This window comes from Rhizobacter fulvus, from assembly GCF_964020785.1.
The window spans coordinates 2,792,941-2,809,240 of record NZ_OZ224516.1 but is presented as its reverse complement, the minus strand read 5'-3'; the positions used below and the strand labels follow the sequence as shown (position 1 = coordinate 2,809,240).

Annotated in this window: 13 protein-coding genes; all 13 read right to left on the bottom strand. The window is 69.9% G+C overall.

All coding sequences use genetic code 11. The features are described 5' to 3' along the window. Nucleotides 1-24 precede the first annotated feature (24 nt). The 13 genes from ACWH49_RS13405 to ACWH49_RS13345 all read right to left on the bottom strand — a co-directional run bounded on the left by ACWH49_RS13405 (nt 25) and on the right by ACWH49_RS13345 (nt 16,293). Nucleotides 25-1,218 (bottom strand): phosphoglycerate kinase, encoded by a 1,194-nt coding sequence (locus tag ACWH49_RS13405; protein ID WP_448171899.1) that lies wholly within the window; start codon nt 1,216-1,218, stop codon nt 25-27. Nucleotides 1,219-1,261: 43 nt separating this feature from the next. Then, complete coding sequence (locus tag ACWH49_RS13400) at nt 1,262-1,591, bottom strand: AzlD domain-containing protein (protein WP_448171898.1); 330 nt, start codon at nt 1,589-1,591, stop codon at nt 1,262-1,264. Next, entirely contained in the window at nt 1,588-2,328 is a 741-nt protein-coding gene (locus tag ACWH49_RS13395) for an AzlC family ABC transporter permease (RefSeq protein ID WP_056472894.1), read from the bottom strand. The genes ACWH49_RS13400 and ACWH49_RS13395 overlap by 4 nt, the downstream gene beginning before the upstream one ends. A 30-nt stretch (nt 2,329-2,358) precedes the next feature. Next, nucleotides 2,359-3,150 (bottom strand): head GIN domain-containing protein, encoded by a 792-nt coding sequence (locus tag ACWH49_RS13390; protein WP_448171897.1) that lies wholly within the window; start codon nt 3,148-3,150, stop codon nt 2,359-2,361. A 100-nt stretch (nt 3,151-3,250) separates the two neighbouring features. Continuing rightward, entirely contained in the window at nt 3,251-3,679 is a 429-nt protein-coding gene (locus tag ACWH49_RS13385; RefSeq protein WP_448171896.1) for a hypothetical protein, read from the bottom strand. Between the two features lie 78 nt (nt 3,680-3,757). Beyond that, nucleotides 3,758-4,501 carry a carboxylesterase family protein gene (locus ACWH49_RS13380; RefSeq protein WP_448171895.1) on the bottom strand — a complete coding sequence of 248 codons (744 nt, stop codon included), beginning with the start codon at nt 4,499-4,501 and terminating at the stop codon, nt 3,758-3,760. 3 nt (nt 4,502-4,504) lie between these two features. Beyond that, entirely contained in the window at nt 4,505-7,585 is a 3,081-nt protein-coding gene (locus tag ACWH49_RS13375) for a hypothetical protein (protein ID WP_448171894.1), read from the bottom strand. Then, nucleotides 7,585-8,406, bottom strand: coding sequence for a carbohydrate ABC transporter permease (locus ACWH49_RS13370; protein WP_448171893.1), 822 nt, complete (start codon nt 8,404-8,406; stop codon nt 7,585-7,587). The genes ACWH49_RS13375 and ACWH49_RS13370 overlap by 1 nt, the downstream gene beginning before the upstream one ends. Next, nucleotides 8,403-9,290: a carbohydrate ABC transporter permease gene (locus ACWH49_RS13365; RefSeq protein WP_448171892.1), complete on the bottom strand. Its 888-nt coding sequence runs from the start codon at nt 9,288-9,290 to the stop codon at nt 8,403-8,405. The genes ACWH49_RS13370 and ACWH49_RS13365 overlap by 4 nt, the downstream gene beginning before the upstream one ends. Next, complete coding sequence (locus ACWH49_RS13360; RefSeq protein WP_448171891.1) at nt 9,287-10,582, bottom strand: sugar ABC transporter substrate-binding protein; 1,296 nt, start codon at nt 10,580-10,582, stop codon at nt 9,287-9,289. Before ACWH49_RS13360 ends, ACWH49_RS13365 begins: the two co-directional genes overlap by 4 nt. A gap of 1 nt (nt 10,583) precedes the next feature. Further along, a complete protein-coding gene (locus ACWH49_RS13355; RefSeq protein WP_056472876.1) occupies nt 10,584-12,110 on the bottom strand; it encodes a glucoamylase family protein in 1,527 nt (508 codons plus the stop codon). An 81-nt stretch (nt 12,111-12,191) separates the two neighbouring features. After that, nucleotides 12,192-15,197 carry a TonB-dependent receptor gene (locus tag ACWH49_RS13350; RefSeq protein WP_448171890.1) on the bottom strand — a complete coding sequence of 1,002 codons (3,006 nt, stop codon included), beginning with the start codon at nt 15,195-15,197 and terminating at the stop codon, nt 12,192-12,194. A 91-nt stretch (nt 15,198-15,288) separates the two neighbouring features. Next, the gene (locus ACWH49_RS13345) at nt 15,289-16,293 is read right to left on the bottom strand and encodes a LacI family DNA-binding transcriptional regulator (protein ID WP_448171889.1); all 1,005 of its coding nucleotides are present in this window, start codon (nt 16,291-16,293) and stop codon (nt 15,289-15,291) included. Between the last annotated feature and the right edge of the window lie 7 nt (nt 16,294-16,300).

The window sequence follows — 16,300 nt, the reverse complement described above, 5'->3', positions numbered from 1 at the left end:
AGGCGCGGCACGCGGGAATGATTGTTATGCGGCCGCGCGCTTCTGCAGGATCTCGAACGCCGGCAGCGTCTTGCCCTCCAGCACCTCGAGGAAGGCGCCGCCGCCGGTAGAGATGTAGCCCACGTCCTTCTCGATGCCGTACTTGGCGATCGCCGCCAGCGTGTCGCCGCCGCCGGCGATGCTGAAGGCGTCGCTCTTCGCGATGGCGCGGGCGATGGCTTCGGTGCCGCCGGCAAAGGCGTCGAACTCGAACACGCCTACGGGTCCGTTCCAGACGATCGTGCCGGCCTTCATCAGTTGCTCGGCGAGGCGCTTCGCGGTCTCGGGCCCGATGTCGAGGATCAGGTCGTCGGGCGCCACGTCGGCCGCGGCCTTGACGGTCGCGACCGCGTCGGCCTTGAACTCCTTGGCCGTCACGACGTCGGTCGGGATCGGCACCGCGGCGCCGCGCGCCTGCATCGCGGCGATCACCGCCTTGGCGTCGTCGAGAAGCGTCGGCTCGGCCAGGCTCTTGCCGATCGGCAGGCCCGCGGCGAGCATGAAGGTGTTGGCGATGCCGCCGCCGACGATCAGCTGGTCGACGTTCTTGGCCAGCGCCTGCAGGATGCTCAGCTTGGTCGAGACCTTGCTGCCGGCGACGATCGCCACCAGCGGGCGCTTCGGGTTCGCCAGCGCCTTGGTGATCGCGTCGATCTCGGCCGCCAGCAGCGGGCCGGCGCAGGCGATCGGCGCGTACTGGGCGATGCCGTAGGTCGAGGCCTCGGCGCGGTGGGCGGTGCCGAAGGCGTCGTGGACGAAGATGTCGCACAGCGCGGCCATCTTGCGGGACAGACCCTCGTCGTTCTTCTTCTCGCCCGGGTTGACGCGGCAGTTCTCGAGCATCACGAGTTGGCCGGGCTTCACGTCGACGCCGTCGGTCCAATTGGAAACGACCGGGATCTCGCGGCCCATCAGCTCGCCCATGCGCCGGGCGACCGGGGCGAGCGAGTCTTCGGGCTTGAACGCGCCCTCGGTCGGGCGGCCCAGGTGCGAGGTCACCATCACCGCCGCGCCGGCCTTCACGGCGAGCTCGATGCACGGGATCGACGCGCGGATGCGGGTGTCTTCGGTGATGCGCCCCGCGTCGTCCAGCGGGACGTTCAGGTCGGCGCGGATGAAGACGCGCCGGCCGGCGGCCTTCCCCTGGGCAACGAGGTCTTCGAATCGGAGGACGTTCATGGTCGTGTGTCGGTAGTCGATGAAAGGGGTTGCGGCGCGGCTCTCACCAGCCGAGACCGATGCGCAGCGCCACCATCACCAGCGTGCCGGTGACGATGGTGCCGAGGATGCCACGGCGCCAGAAGAAGTACGCGGTCGCGGCGGGCACGGCATACAGGCGCGCGTCCCTGAAGGTCGTGATCAGGTGGCCTTGCGTCATCAGGACCTCGGGCGCGACGACCGCCGCGAGTGCGGCCAGCGGCGCGTAGCGCAGGCCCTGCTTCAGCCAGACAGGCAGCGGCAGTTCGCGATCGGGGTAGAGAAAGAAGCCGCGCGTACCGACCGTGATGACCGTCAGCCCGAGGATCGCCAGCACCGTCTCCCAGGTGCTCATGTGTTGTCCTCCACCGGCTTCGCCTCGGTCGGCGTGACGTGGTCCATCAGCAGCCCGATCGCCACGGCCGCGGCGATCGCGACGACGACGTTCAGCTTCAGCGGCAGCGCGACCGTCGCGACGGCCGCGGCACAGGCCACGCCGGCCGCGACCCAGCTCGCGCGGTCGGTCAGCAGCGAGTACATCAGCCCGAGCAGCGCCAGGATGCCGGCGAAGCCGAAGCCCCATTCGGTCGGGATCGAATCGGCCAGCAGCAGCCCGGCCAGGGTCGGGAACTGCCACGACGGCCAGTTGGTCGCGACGCCGCCCCAGAAGTAGGGCCGCTGCTCCGGTGAAGGCCGCGGCTCCGGGAAGCGCGACATGAAGACCACGTAGTTCAGGTCGGCCGTGAAGTAGCCGTGCAGCATGCGCTGCCACCTGGGGAGGTGCGCGAAGTACGGCCGCCACTGGGCACTGAAGATCACGAAGCGCAGGTTCACGCACAGCGCGATCGCCCAGACCATCCAGATGGGCGCGCCCGAGACGATCAGCGGCAGCGCCGCGAGCTGCGCGCTGCCCGCGAACACCAGCAGCGACATCAGGATGGACAGCGGCAGCGGCATGCCGCTCTTGGCCATCGCGACGCCCGTCACCAGGCCCCAGGCGGCGATGCCGAGCGACACGCCGACCATGTCGCGCGAGCCGCGCGCGAACTCCGGGTGGCGCCAGATCGGGCGCCGCAGAACTTCCTCACTCATTCGGACGATTGTCCTATGAGTGCGCGCGGGCTACTTCTTGGTGACCTGGCCGTGGCCGGAGATGGAGGACTTGACGACGGCATCGCCGCTGTACTTCACGTCACCGACGCCGGCGATCGAGACGTTCAGCGTCTTGCGCGCGTTGACGTCGGCATCGCCGCTGCCGGCCACGCTGACCGTCACGTCGTCTGCTTGCAGGTCGCGCGTGTCCACATCGCCGCTGCCCGAGATGGCGACGGACAGCTTGCCCGTGCGGCCGGCGAACGCGATGTCGCCGCTGCCCGAGATCCGGGCGGAGACTTCGTCGGCCGCCAGCTGTTTCAGGCGCACGTTGCCCGAGCCGCTGATCGAGACCGCGAGGCCCGGCGTCTTCAACGCGTCGCCGACCACGTCGCCCGAGCCGTGGATGGACAACGAACGCAACGTCACGAGGTCGATCGTCGCCGTCATCGGGGTGTTCGTCGACACGCTGGTGCCCTTCTTCACGCCGATCTCCAGCGTCGGTACGCCGCGATGGTCGACGACCCGCGTCTCGATCAGCGGCAACAGGTTGTTGTCGGCGCGCAGCTCGATGCCTTCCCGGCTGCCCTGGCGCAGCACCAGCTTCATCGACGAGCGCAGCGCGATCGCCTGGAAGCCGCTCACGACGCGCGACTCGGTTCCGGGCGTGCCCGAACCGGCGACGCGGTCGCCGCTGCCGAACCACGAGAAGCGGACGCCGTCGTCGGCGCGCGCCGGAGCGGCGGTCAGCAACAGCGCGGCAATGGCCGCCACGACCAGCGTCAGCAGGTAGCGCAGCAGCGGTGATGCAGGTGAGTTCATGGCGTCTCCGGGAGGGATCGGACAACGCGAATTTGCCGCCTTGCGCCCGTCACGTCACGCGCGGCGCGACGAACTGCACGAGCGTGCGACGGACTGCAGATCAGGAGTCGTGTGCCTTGGCGCTGGCGCGGGCACGCGGCTTGGCGGCGCCCTCGGCTTTCGCGCCCGGCTTGTCGGCGGCCGGCGCGTCGCGCCCGGCGTCCTCGGTCTCGACCACGGCGGCTTTCGCCCCGGCGACCTGCGTCACGAGCTGCGGTGGAACCGGGTCGATCTTGTTTTCTCGCATGTAGTCGTTCATGTCGCGCCAGCCGGCGAACACCGCGGCCTTCTCAGCCTTCTTGTTCAGCGCGTAGCAATCCTCGATCGCCCGACCGGCGTGGCGGCACGCGCCGCCGATCGCCTTGCCGTCGGCCTCGCGGGCGGCGGCCACCTTCTCGGGCGATTCGATCCCGAGCGCGCCGCCGAGCATGTCGCACCCCGCCAGCACGCTGCTGGCAAGGAGGATGGCGATGAGGGCACGGCGGGGCATGGCGGTGTGGTGCATACGGGTGGTGCCCGGTTTATCGGCGAGCCGAACGGGGACTTGAGCCCCGTGCCGGCGGCGAGCTCAGCCGCGTGCCGGCTGCGCGCGGCGCTGGGCCAGCAGCCAGTCGTACAGCGCCGGGTCGGCATAGGCCGGGTCCCAGGCGTTGTGGCCCACGTCGGGGTAGACCGTGAACTTCGGTCGACCGCCGGCAGCGCGCACGGCGTCGATCATCAGGCGGTCGGGCGCGATCGGCACCACGTCGTCGAGCGCACCGTGGAACGACCAGACCGACAGCCGCGCCAGCCTCGTCGCCAGGCTGGGTACGCCGCTCCCGCAGACCGGCGCGATCGCCGCGAGCCGGTCGGGGTATTCGACGGCGTAGTCCCAGGTGCCGTGGCCGCCCAGGCTCATGCCGGTCAGCAGCACGCGATCGGGGTCGATCGGCCCGCGCGCGACCAGGTCGGCGCGCAATGCCTCGATCGCGTCCGGGTCCCATTGCCGCTCTTCGGGCAGTTGCGGCGCGACCAGCACGAACGGGAAGCGGCGCCCGGCCGCCGCGTACTTCGGCGGGCCGTGGGCCTTGACCCGCGCGAGGTCGGTGCCGCGCTCGCCCGAGCCGTGCAGGAAGATCAACAGCGGCCAGCCGGCGGCCGGGCGGTCCGCGGCCTCGGGCATCCACACGAGGTAGCGCCATTCGACGGACTTGCGGATCACGCCGGTGAAGGTCCGCGTCTGCTCGCCGGCGAGCGGCGGCCCGGTCGCCGCGCAACCCGGCAGCAGCGCTGCCGCAGCGGTCATTCCGATCAGCACACGTCGTTTCGGCATCGGTCACCTCGCCGCGGTCGACGCGGGAAAGTCGATCTGCACGCGCGCCGGCGCGCGCGGCAGCGCGATGCGGTCGGCCGCGGTGGCGACCGGCCGACCGTCCACCGTGACGCGCGCGTTCGCCGGCCAGGGCCCGCGCAGCTCGATGCCGCCGGGCGGAAAGTCGCGGAGCGGCTTCAGCGCGAACGCGATCGTCGTCCGGCCCGCCGCGGTGCGGGCACGCGCCTGCCAGCCGAGTGCGCCGTACGGCGTGCGCAGGCCGTCGATCTTCAGGCCCGGGCCGGCCAGCCACGCCTGTGGCACGCCGGCCGCGAGCACCAGCGCACGCCGGCCTTCGTGCTCGTAGGCGAACAGGTCGAGCACCGAACGGATCTGGTCGGACGCGACCCAGCCGTGCGGCATGTCGCCGAGGAAGCGCGGCTCGCGCGGCTCGCGCAGGACCACCTCGGCCCACTGCTTCCAGCCGGCCGGGCGGCGATCGCGGTAGAAATAGTCCATGGCCTGCAACGCCCGCTCGCGCTGGCCGAGCCGCACCAGCGCGCCGACGTTGCGCCACTCGTAGGGCGTGTAGGCGCCGTCGCCGTGGCGGATGCCGGCGGCCTCGTTCTTCTGCCGCGCCTGGAAGTCCCGCCAGTAACGCTCGAAGGTGTTGCGCACCAGCGCGTCCGGCAGCGTGCCCAGCAGCCCGCCGGGGCTGAGCGCGACGGTGCTCGACGTCGGATCGACGTCGCCGCGGTCGGCCGCGCCGGGCAGCACGTCCATCCGGTGGAAGCTGGTGCTGGCAGCGAGCGAACTCGCGAGATCGGCGTTGAACTCGTCGCGCTGCGCGGCGATGCGCTTCGCGTCGTCGGGCAGGTTCAGCGCCTGCGCGAGTTCGACGGCGCTGCGGTAGCCGATCGACGCCCAGAAGTCGTCCCAGTACGAATACGCGGCCTTGTCGGAGTAGCCCTCGTGGCTGATCGACGGCGGCATCAGGCCGAAGTAGGCGGCACGCCCGGGCGTCCGGTTCCGCTCGGTGCGCTCGCTCTGGCGCAGCGTCTCCATGTGCCCGATCGCGGCGCGCACGTTCGGCCACAGCGCGCGCGCCGTGGCCTCGTCGTGCGTGTGGTGCCACAGGTCGGCGACCGCGAAGGCGAACTCGCCGTCGCTGTCGTTCTCGGGCACCGGGTCGGCGCCGCGGACGGTGGCGCAGCACGGCACCTTGCCGCTCTTGAACTGGAACGGCGCGAACCACTGCAGGAACGCGCGCGCCTCGGCGTCGTGCCCGAGGCGCAGCAGCGCCGCGGAGGTCAGCGCACCGTCGCGGATCCACGAGCGCGAATACGCACGCGCGCCGGGCTGCAGCGCGGGACCGCTGCGGTTGACGAGGATGTGGCCGAGGGCGGTGCGCAGCGTCGCGGCCACGTCGGCCACCTCGCCCGGGCCGGAGATGCGCACGCGATCGAGGCGCTCGCGCCATCGGGCCGCCACGCGTCGTTCCTCGGCCGCGAAGGCCGCGAGCGTCGGGGCGACGGGCCGGCCGCTGACCGGCAACGCAACGGCAATCCGACGCGATTCGCCGGGGCGCAACCGGAGCTCGTAGCGCAGCACGCCGCTCGCGAATCCCGCGTCGTCGACGACGCGCCGCTCGCTCATGCCTGAACGCTCGCCCGCGGCGCCAGGCAGCCATGCGGTCGCGCCGGCGGCCAAGGGTTCGAGTTGAACGCTGCTCGGCGCCACCAGCGGTTGGACGCGCGGTGCGTCATTGACGGACAACGCCTGCCCGTTCCACCCGATCGACTCGATCGCACTCGCCCCACCGGGATGGGCCAGGAACTGCGTCGGCGGGTTCGCCTGGAACGGCCGCCACGCGAGCGCGAGCGTCACGGTGCGCGCCGCCTTGCCGCGGTTGCGCACGGTGTAGCCCGCCAGCGCCTGCGCCGCGTCGGGCGTGCCGCTGCCGAACGCCTCGACGTCGAGCGAGAGGTCGCCGATCGTCCAGTGCACCGCGGGCATCGGCAGATCGCCGTCGCGCAGCGAGTGGCTGATCCGGGCGTCGGCCCAGCTCAGCACGCGGCCGTCGGCGACCAGGAACGGCTCCAATCCGCCGGCGCCCGGCACCGGCTCCAGCACGCCGTCCTCGCTCAGCAGCGACGCGACGCGCGCGCCGTCGACGCCGAGGACGGTCCAGTACGACTGCTCGCCCACGTAGGCACGCGGGTAGTGGCCGCGCGGCGCGTCCTTCGCGAGCTGCATGAAGAAGGCATTGGCGGTCGGCGCGTCGCGCGGCTCGATCGCGGCCAGTGCGGCGCGGCTGTCGGCCGCCGGCACGACACGCACGAAGCGCGCCTCCGATTCGGGCAGCCAATGCGCCTGCACGTCGCCGCGGGCGCGCTCGACGCGGCGCACGCGCCGCCACTGCACGCCGTCGTCGGACAGCTCGATGTCGTAGCGCGCCGGCGCCGTACCGGCCCGCCAGCGCACGGCCAGTGCGCCGAACTCGCGCGCGATGCCGTAGTCGACGCTCAGGCCGTCGGCGCGCAGCAACGCTGCTGGAATCGGCGGCGCGACGTCCGGCAGCTGCCGCAGCGTCAGGCGATCGAAGCACGCCGTGCCCTGGCCCGCGCCGCTGCCGGAGGCGATCACCAGTTCGATCGACGCGGTCTGGCGCAGCGCCTTGTCGGTGGTCGGCCCCCACGCGAACTCGATCTGCCGCTGGCGGAACTTCAACGTCTGCCACTCGTGCGGGAAGCGGAACTCCGGCCGCTGTCCCCACCAGACGTTCTCGCCGCTGGCATCGACCAGCTTGAACTGCAGCGCGTTGCGCGGCGCGTCGCCCTTCACGTCCAGGCTGAACTCGTAGCGCGCCGGGTACTCGATCGGCAACGCGCGCTGCGCACTGATGTAGCCGGTGACGTGGCCGAAGTCGAAGTCGATGCACAGCGCCTTGCCATGCGGGGCGTCGACGGCGCGCAGCGCGGCCTTCACATCGTCGGTCGCGCTGACCGTCCAGGCCGCCGGGTTCTCGAAATCGTCGAGAACGCGGTCTTGCGCGTGGGCGAGCGTCGCGGCCGCGAACGCGCCCGCCACGAACAGCGGCTTCATCATCCCTTCACGCTCCCGGCCATCAGCCCCGCCATGTAGTGCCGCTGCAGCGCGAGGAACACCACCAGCACGGGCAGAATCGTCACGACCGAGCCGGCCATCATCAGTTCGTTGTCCTGCACGTGCTCGCGCGACAGGCCGGCGAGCGCGACCGGCAGCGTGTGCAGCGAGTCGTCGGTCAGCACGATCAGCGGCCACATGAAGTCGTTCCAGCTGCCGAGGAACGAGAAGATCGCCAGCGTCGCGAGCACCGGCGTCAGCACCGGCACGACGATGGTCAGGAAGATGCGCCACTCGCTCGCGCCGTCGATGCGCGCCGCCTCGAGCAGGTCGTCCGGGATGCCGCGCGCGAACTGGCGCACCAGGAAGATGCCGAACACGCTGGCCATCATCGGCACCACCGCGCCGGCGTAGGTGTTGATCAACCCGAGCGGCTTGAGCATCAGGAACAGCGGGAGCATCGCGACCTGCCCCGGGATCACCAGCGCGCCGAGCAGCGTCTTGAAGATCGCGTCGCGGCCGCGGAACTTCAGCTTCGCGAACGCGTAGCCGGCCATCACGTTGAAGCTGACCGAGATGACGCTCGACAGCAGGGCCAGCGCGAGGCTGTTGGCGAAGTAGCGGCCCATGCCGATGCTGCCGAACAGCTGGCGGTAGTTGTCGAGCGTGATCTGCGTCGGCAGGATCGGTGTCGGCAGCGTGCTCGACGCGCCGGCCGGCATGAACGACACGGACAGCATCCACAGCAGCGGGAACAACGCGATGAAGGCCAACCCGCAGAGCAGGCCGTTCACCACCCACATCGCCCAGCGCGCGTTCATGACGTCGCCCCCGTCGGGTCGCGGTCGAAGCGCAGCAGCACCCAGCTGACCGCGAAGATCACGACGAACAGCAGGAACGCGACCGCGCTCGCATTGCCGAGGTTCCACCACCGGAAGCCTTCCTCGTACATGAAGTACAGGACGCTGACGGTGCTGCGCAGCGGTCCGCCCTGCGTCATCACGTACGGCTCGGCGAAGAGCTGGAAGTAGCCGGAGATCGTCATGATGCCGACCATCACCAGCGTCGGCGTCAGCATCGGGAATGTCAGGTCGGCGAACTGGCGCCAGGGCCCGGCACCGTCGACGCGCGCCGATTCGTACATCTCGCGCGGCACGGCCTGCAGCGCGGCCAGCAGGATGATCATGTTGTAGCCGAAGTTCTTCCACGCCGCGAACAGGATGATCGCCGGCATCGACCAGTGCGGGTTGCCGAGCCAGTCGATCGGGTCGATGCCGAGCGACGCGAGCCCCTGGTTGATCAGGCCGTAGCGCGTGTGCAGCAGGTAGCGCCAGATCACCGCGACCGCGACCACTGTGGTGACCACCGGCGCGAACAGCGCGGTGCGAAAGAACGGCTGCCACTTCGCAACCCGCGCATTCAGCAGCAGCGCCGCCGCGAGCGACAGGCCGATCGACACCGGCACGCCGACGACGACGAAGTAGAACGTGTTGCCCAGCGCCTGCCAGAACAGCGGCGTCTGCAGCAGCCGCGCGTAGTTCTGCAGGCCGACGAAGCGCAGCGTCGAGAGATCGGCGAGCGCGTAAAGGTCGAAGTCGGTCAGGCTGAGCGCCAGGCCGGCGGCGACCGGCACCGCGAAGAACACCGCGATCACGACGAGCGCGGGCGCGGCCAGCGCCCAGCCGACGGCGCCGACCTTCCTCATTTCGCAGCCACCGCGCGCGCACGCAGCCAGCGCCGCTTCTCGAGCAGCGCATCGACCCACGCATCGAGCTGCGCCGTCGCGGCCTCGGCGCTCTGCGTGCGCTGGACGACGCGCTGCGCCGTCTGCTGCATCTCCTGGAAGATGCGCTCCCACTCGGGGATCTTCGGCGCCGCGCGCACCCGCTCGAGCTGCTGCGCGAAGGCCTGCGACGGCCGGTCGTTGGCAAGCGCCGGCGCGCGCCACGCGCTGCGCCGCGGCGGCAGGTCGCCGGTGAGCGCGTGGAAGCGCTGCATCGTCTCGGGCTGGCTCAGGAACTCGATCAGCTGCCAGGCGGCCTGCTTGCGCGGGCTCCCCTTGAACAGCACCAGGCTGGAGCCGCCCGCGGTCGACACGCCCGGACCGTCCGGCCCCGGCAGCGGCGCGGTCGCCCAGTGACCCTGCACGGCGGCCGGCAGGCGCCGCCGGAACTCACCGATGTTCCACGGCCCGCTCACATAGAACGTGAACATGCCGCGCGCAAACTCGTCCCAGACGTTCGAGATCTGCGTGTCGGTCATCGCGGGCGCGAGGCCCTGGTGGAAGATGCCGGCGTAGAAGTCGAGGGCGCGGCGGAACGCCGGCTTCGAGAACGCGCCGCGCGTGTCGTCGTCCGCGAGCAAGGCACCTTGCTGCAGGGCCATCGCGAACAGCGGGTCCGGCTCGTTCAGCGGCATCAGCGCGCCGAAGGTGTTCGCGCCGCCGCGCGCCTTGATCGCCCCCATCGCGTCCGTCCACTCGGCCCAGCTCTGCGGCGGGCGCGCATGGCCGGCCGCACGCAGCAGATCGGTGCGGTAGAACAGCAGGCGCGTGTCGACGTACCAGGGCAGGCCGAACAGCTGGGCGCCGCGCGCGGTCGGCATCACGTTGGTGTCGAGGATGCCGGCGAAGTAGTCGGCGCGATCGATGCCGGCCGATGCGGCGAGCGCGTCGAGCGGTTCCAGCGCATCGAGCGCGGTGAACTCGGGCAGCCAGGTGTTGCCGAGCTGGCAGAGGTCGGGCAGCGCATCGCCGGCGTAGGCCGTCAGCAGTTTCTCGTGCGCGGCCGTCCACGGCAGCTGCTGCACGATGACCCGGATGCCGGGATGGCGGGCGTGGAATGCCGGCAGCAGCTCGGCGACGACCTCGGCCTCGCGCCCCATCGCCCAGAAGTGCAGCGGGCCTGCGGAATCGTCGCGCCGCCCGCAGCCGGCCAGGGCACCACCGAGCGCCAACGCGCCCAGGCCCTGCAGCGCAGTGCGTCGCGCGATTCGCATCTCAGGTCGGCTTGGGCTTGGACAGCCAGCCGCCGCTGAACCCGGCGCGCTCCAGGCCGCGGCGGATCGGCAGGCACTTGCGCATGTCGTCCCAGACCAGTTCGTTGCGGTAGTTGCAGATCATCGCGAGGATCGGGCCCTGGTCGATGCCCAGGTAGTCGTTCGCGATCCAGCCGAAGCCGGGATCGACCCGGCCATCGGTCAGCCGCGCCTCGGTCGCCGTGAAGCTGCGGTTGAACGAATCGAGGAAGCCGTACTTCTGGAAGATGTAGAAGCCGTAGCGGGCGTGCATCTCCTCGACCGCCGGGATCACGATCTCGGGCGCGAAGGGCAGCGACGAAACTGCTGCGGTCGGCGCGATCGTCCCGTCGTCCACCGTGTGGGCGCGCCCCGCGCCGCGTGCGGAATAGTCGAGAAAGCCGCGCATGCGGCCGTTGCGGTCGAACTGGCGCATCGTGCCCGGGCCGTCGCAGGCGGTGAAGCCCCAGACGTTGGCGCCGTACTCGAACCAGCCGTTCGGATTGGCGATCGCGTAGGCCCGCTGCGCGTAGACCGCGCGGCGCGTGTTCTCGAAGTAGTCGATGCCCCGCTGGCGCATCGTCGCGTCCTGCAGGCCGCGGAAGTCGATCCACACGTGCGAGTACTGGTGGCCGAACAGCGGCGCGAAGCTCAGGTGCTCGTAGCCCATGAAGCGGCCCCAGGTGCCGCGGTAGCTCTCGGACCAGGCGCTCCACGCGCCCTCCTCGACCGGGTGGGTCGGCGAGCCGAGCGCCAGCAGCACGACCAGCATCGCCTCGTTGTAGCCGTTCCAGTCGTGCGGGATGAAGCCCTTCTCGGGGTTCCAGCCCATGCTGATCAACTGGCCGCGGACCTGCGCCCATTTCCAGTCGATCCGCCAGTAGATCTGATCGACGCCGTCGCGGATCGCCACCTCGTCCGGGTGCTCGCCGTCGAAGAACGCCTGGGCATGCAGCATGCCGCCCATCAGCAGCGCGGTGTCGACGGTCGACAGCTCGCTCTTCGGCGCGCGCTGCCCCGTCTTCATGTCGAGGAAGTGATAGAAGAAGCCCTTGTAGCCGGTGGTGCCGCGCGCCTGCGGGCCCTGCGGCGCGTTGCGAAAGAAGCGCACCGTCGTCAGCACCCGCTCGCGGGCCTGCTCGCGCGTGACGAAACCGCGGTCCGCGCCGATCACGTAGGCCGTCAGCGCGAAGCCGATCGCGGCGATGCTGGCCGGCGACGGGCTGGGGTAGCGGTCCGGTACCATGCCGTTGGCGGCGTTGGCGGTGGACCAGAAGAAGTCGAAGGTGCGGCGCTCGATCGTCTCGAACAGCGGCGGCAGCGCGGTGCGTGCGGCGATGGCCGGCGGCTCGACCGGCTGCGCGGCGCCCGACGCCGCATCCACCGCCGTCGTGTCGTAGACCGGGCTGCGCAGGATCGGCAGCCGCGAGATGGATTCACAGCCGGCGAGCCCGCCGAGAAGGGCGGAGCCCCCCCAGGCGAGCAGTCGGCGTCGGGACAGGTCGGGCATTGAGAGAATCAGGCAGGAGTCGGGCGGACACCGGGAGATGCCCGCCCCGATCATCGCGGCCCCATGGCCGCGGGCTCCGCGTCAGAACGCGTAACGCATTGAAAGTTTCACGGTGCGCATCGGGCTCTGGATGTCGTTGGGCACGCCGAGGTGGGCATTGTCGCCGCCCAGGTAGTTTTGCGGATTGCCCGGGCCACCGCCCCACTCGTCGAAGCCCTTGTAATTCGTCGTGTTGAACAAGTTGATCACGTCGAGCCGGAAGGTCAGCTGGCCGCCGGCCAGCGGCACGTCCTTCGCGATCGTCAGGTCGAACTGACGGAAGGTCGGCGAGTCACCCGCCACCGACACGCAACCTGCCTGACCGTTGGCCGTGTCGAATCCCTTCGAGCAGTCGGTGATCCGGTAAGGCAGGCCCGAGCCGAGCGTCATCTTGCCCGAGATCAGCATGCCCCAGGGGAGGATGCGATCGGTGACCGCGGTCGCGACGATGCGGTGCCGCTCGACGTCCTTCGATGGGTTGTACCCCGAGGTCGACCGGCCATAGGTCCAGTTGAAGATGTCGTCGGTCCACTCCTTGTTGGTGGTCTTCGCGTCGGTGTAGGTGTAGGTCGCCGCGACACCCCAGCCCGAAGAACGGGTGTAGGGCTTGTCCAGCTTGAAGTAGATCGACGAGCTCTTGGTCTGGGTGATGAAGTCGCCCAGGATCACCGTGCCGTAGCCTTGCGGCCCACCCCACAGCGGATCGATGGGCGACTGGTTGCCCCAGCCGCCCTGCGGGTCACGATTGCCCCCGAACCAGTTGAACTGGTTGTAGCCGCGCACGTAGCTCACGCCGACCTCGCCGTTCCAGCCCATCAGCCCCTTGCGCAGACCGAGGCTGAACTGGTCGGTGTACGGCATCTTGTGGTCGTTCTTGATCAGCCAGATCTCGCCGTTCGGCACGCCGTTCTTCTGCAGCTCGTCGAGCATGTGGTTGGCGATGGTGCGGTCGTAGGCGCGCCCGAAGCCGCCGAACAGCACCGCGTCCTGGTCGCCGTTGATGTCGTACGAGAAGCCGATGCGCGGCTGGAACGCACCCTTGAAGGCCTTGCGGCTCGACCCGTTGGCGATGTAGTCGCGGATGTTGATGCCGCCGAGCGCGAGCGACTGGTCGTAGGTCTGCCCCGGTGCCACCGGGATGCCGGCCGGCGACGCGCCGCGCCCGGTCGAGACGCCGCCGGCTTGCGGTTCGAGCGAGAACAGCGCGGCCACGCGATCGGCCGGCGTCACGTACTTGTCGTTCAGCATGTTGGTTTCGTAGTCCCAACGAATGCCGGCGTTCAGTTCCAGCTTGTTGGTGACGGCCCAGTCGTCCTGGATGTAGATGCCGAACTGCTTGTTCTTGTAGTTCAACGTCGAGCCCGGCACGGCGAACGCTTGGTGGCACGAGGCCGTGTCGCTGACGCTCGCGATCGGTGCGCCCGAGGCGGCACCCGCCACGGTGGTGCAGTTGCGGGTGGCGGCGTCGTAGTACGGCAGGCCGGTGAGGTTGTCCAGGACGGCCTCGACGGTGTCGACGCTGTTGGGCGTGCCGGACAGGTTGAAGGTCACGTCCTTGAACTTGAAGCCGCCCTTGATCGTGTGGCGCAGGACCCCGGTGTAGGTCAGGTCTTCCTGGAAGTTCCAGGCCTTCTGCTGGCGGTTCTGCGCATCCGGCGAGCCCCCGGTCCACAGGAAATCGGACGAGCCGGCGAGCGTGTTGCTTTGCGATATCTTGTATTTCAGGAATGGTGTCGTGGCGCTGGAGTGCGGATTCCAGCGGTAGTCCTCGTAGCCGATCCGCGCTTCGTTGAAGAAGTCGCCGCGCGACCACTCGTGCTTCAGGTCGATGCGGGTTTCGTCGTTGCTGCGGGCCTTGTCGTTGCCAGGCACGCTGACCGTCGCGCTTTCGGGCACCTTGTCGGTCTCGCGGCGGATCTTGGTCGTCAGGATCAGCTTGTGTTCGTCCGACACGATGAAGTCGAGCTTGCCGAGCAGCAGGTCTTCCTTGAACTTGTCGACGGTCGAGCCCTGTTGCCCGAACAGCGACGGGAACAGGCCGGCCGAGCGGTCCTGGACCAGGTCGCTGCGCTGCGGGATCACCGAACGCGAGTCGTCGATGTTCTTGCCCTCGTAGGCGAGGAAGAAGTGCGCCACGTCCTTCTTGATCGGCCCGCCGAGGCTGAAGCCGTACTGGTACGCCGAGCTTGACTGACGGTCGACGCCCTGATCCTTGGCAATCTTCTCGAACGGCGAGTAGGCACGCCAGTTGGTGCCGGTGCGGTCGACGAACACGTCGCCGTGGTACTCATTGGTGCCCGACTTGGTGATCGCGGTGATCGCGGTGCTGCTCACCTGGTCGAACTCGGCCTTGTAGTTCGACGACAGCACCTTGTACTCGCCGATCGCCGACTGCGGGAAGGGGTTGCCGCGGGTCGAGTCGAGCCCGGACACGCCGCCGCGCAGGATGTAGTTCTTCTGGCCGACGCCGTCGATGAACACGTTGGTGTTGTCGCGGTTCTGTGCGCCGCCGCGCAGCGTGACCTGGCCCGTCTTCGGGTCGGTGTCGAGCCGCACGCCGGGCGCGAGGTCGGCGAATGCGAGGAAGTTGCGGCTGTTCTGCGGCAAGGCCTCGATCTGCTTCGAGGTGACGCTGGTGCCGACTTCCGAGGTCTTGCGGTCGATCGTCTGCGAACCGACCACGGTCACCGTGTTCAACTGAGTGGCGCCGGCGCGCGCCAGAGGCAGGTCGAGGTCGACGGTCTGGCCGACCAGTACCGTCAGGTCGATGGTCTGCGGCGCAAAGCCCGGGGCGTTGATGGTGATCTTGTAGCTGCCCGGCGCCAGCCCGACCAGCGTGTAGCTGCCGTCGGCGCGGCTCGTCGTGCGCGTGGTCTGCCCGGTCGCGACGTTGGTCGCGACGATCGCCGCGCCGCCCTGGGCCTTGGCGTCGGCGGTCACGTCGCCGCGTATGGTGGCGCTGCTGAGCTGCGCTGCGGCGGGAAGTGACATGGCGAGCATCGCTGCGACGGCGAGTGCGCGGAACTGGAATCGGGGGTCTTGTCTCATGGTCGGCCTTTGTGGTTAGAAAGCTCTGTCAGTGGAAGAAACCGTTCGGCCGTGGATCTCCGGTTCTGATGGCGGAACGGGGCGAAAGCGCTCAGGTGTCGGGTCGGGCGGTGGACTGGCGCACGACCAGGTCGGCGCGCAAGGTCTGGTGCAGCGGCACGCCGGGCGCGGCCTCCTCGATCTCGGAGGCGAGGCGTTCGAGCGCGAGCCCGCCGAGTTCGGTGATGCGGGCCCGCACGGTCGTGAGCGGCGGGTTGATGTAGCGGCTGACGGGCACGTCGTCGAAGCCCGCCAGCGCGATGTCGTCGGGCACGTTCACGCCGGCCTCGTTGAGCGCCGACAGGCAGCCGATCGCCATCATGTCGTTGCTCGCGAAGACCGCGCTCGGACGCTGCGTCAGGGCGACGACCTGGCTGCCGGCCCGAAATCCGGAGTCCTGCGTGAAGTCGCCCTGCAGCACGCGCTCGGCCATGCCGGGCAAGAGATCGGCGAGCGCGCTGCGGTAGCCGCGCAGGCGCTCCTGCGCCTCGAAGTTGCTTTCCGGGCCGGCGACGAACGCGATATCGCGGTGGCCGCGCTCGACCAGGTGGCGCACCATCGCGTAGGCGCCGCCGTGGTTGTCGACCGCGAACGACGAGTGCGCGCCGCCGGCGACGTGCGTGTTCATCAGTACCGCGGGCAGGTCGTCGGCGACGTTGCCCCACAGGAAATCGGCGCTGACGTGGGGCGACATGACCAGCAGCCCGTCGACCCGGCCGTTCATCGCGCGCAGCGCAGCCGCCGCCTCGGCCGCGTCGCCGTGCGAACTCGACACCAGCAGGTGCAGACCGCGCGCGCGGGCGGCAAGGTCGATGCCGCGGATCAGCTCGGAGAAGTACTCGCCGTGCAGGTCGGGCAACAGCGCACCGACGGTGTGGGTGCGGCGCGTGATCATGCTTTGCGCCGCGCTGGACGGTACGAAGCGCAGCTGCGCGACGACGCCCATCACGTGCGCACGGGTCGGCGCGGTCACGTTCGCGTGGCCGTTCAAGGCGCGCGAGACGGTGGCGACGGACACCCCGGCCACGCGTGCGACGTCCTTGATGGTGGTGGCCATGCGAGCG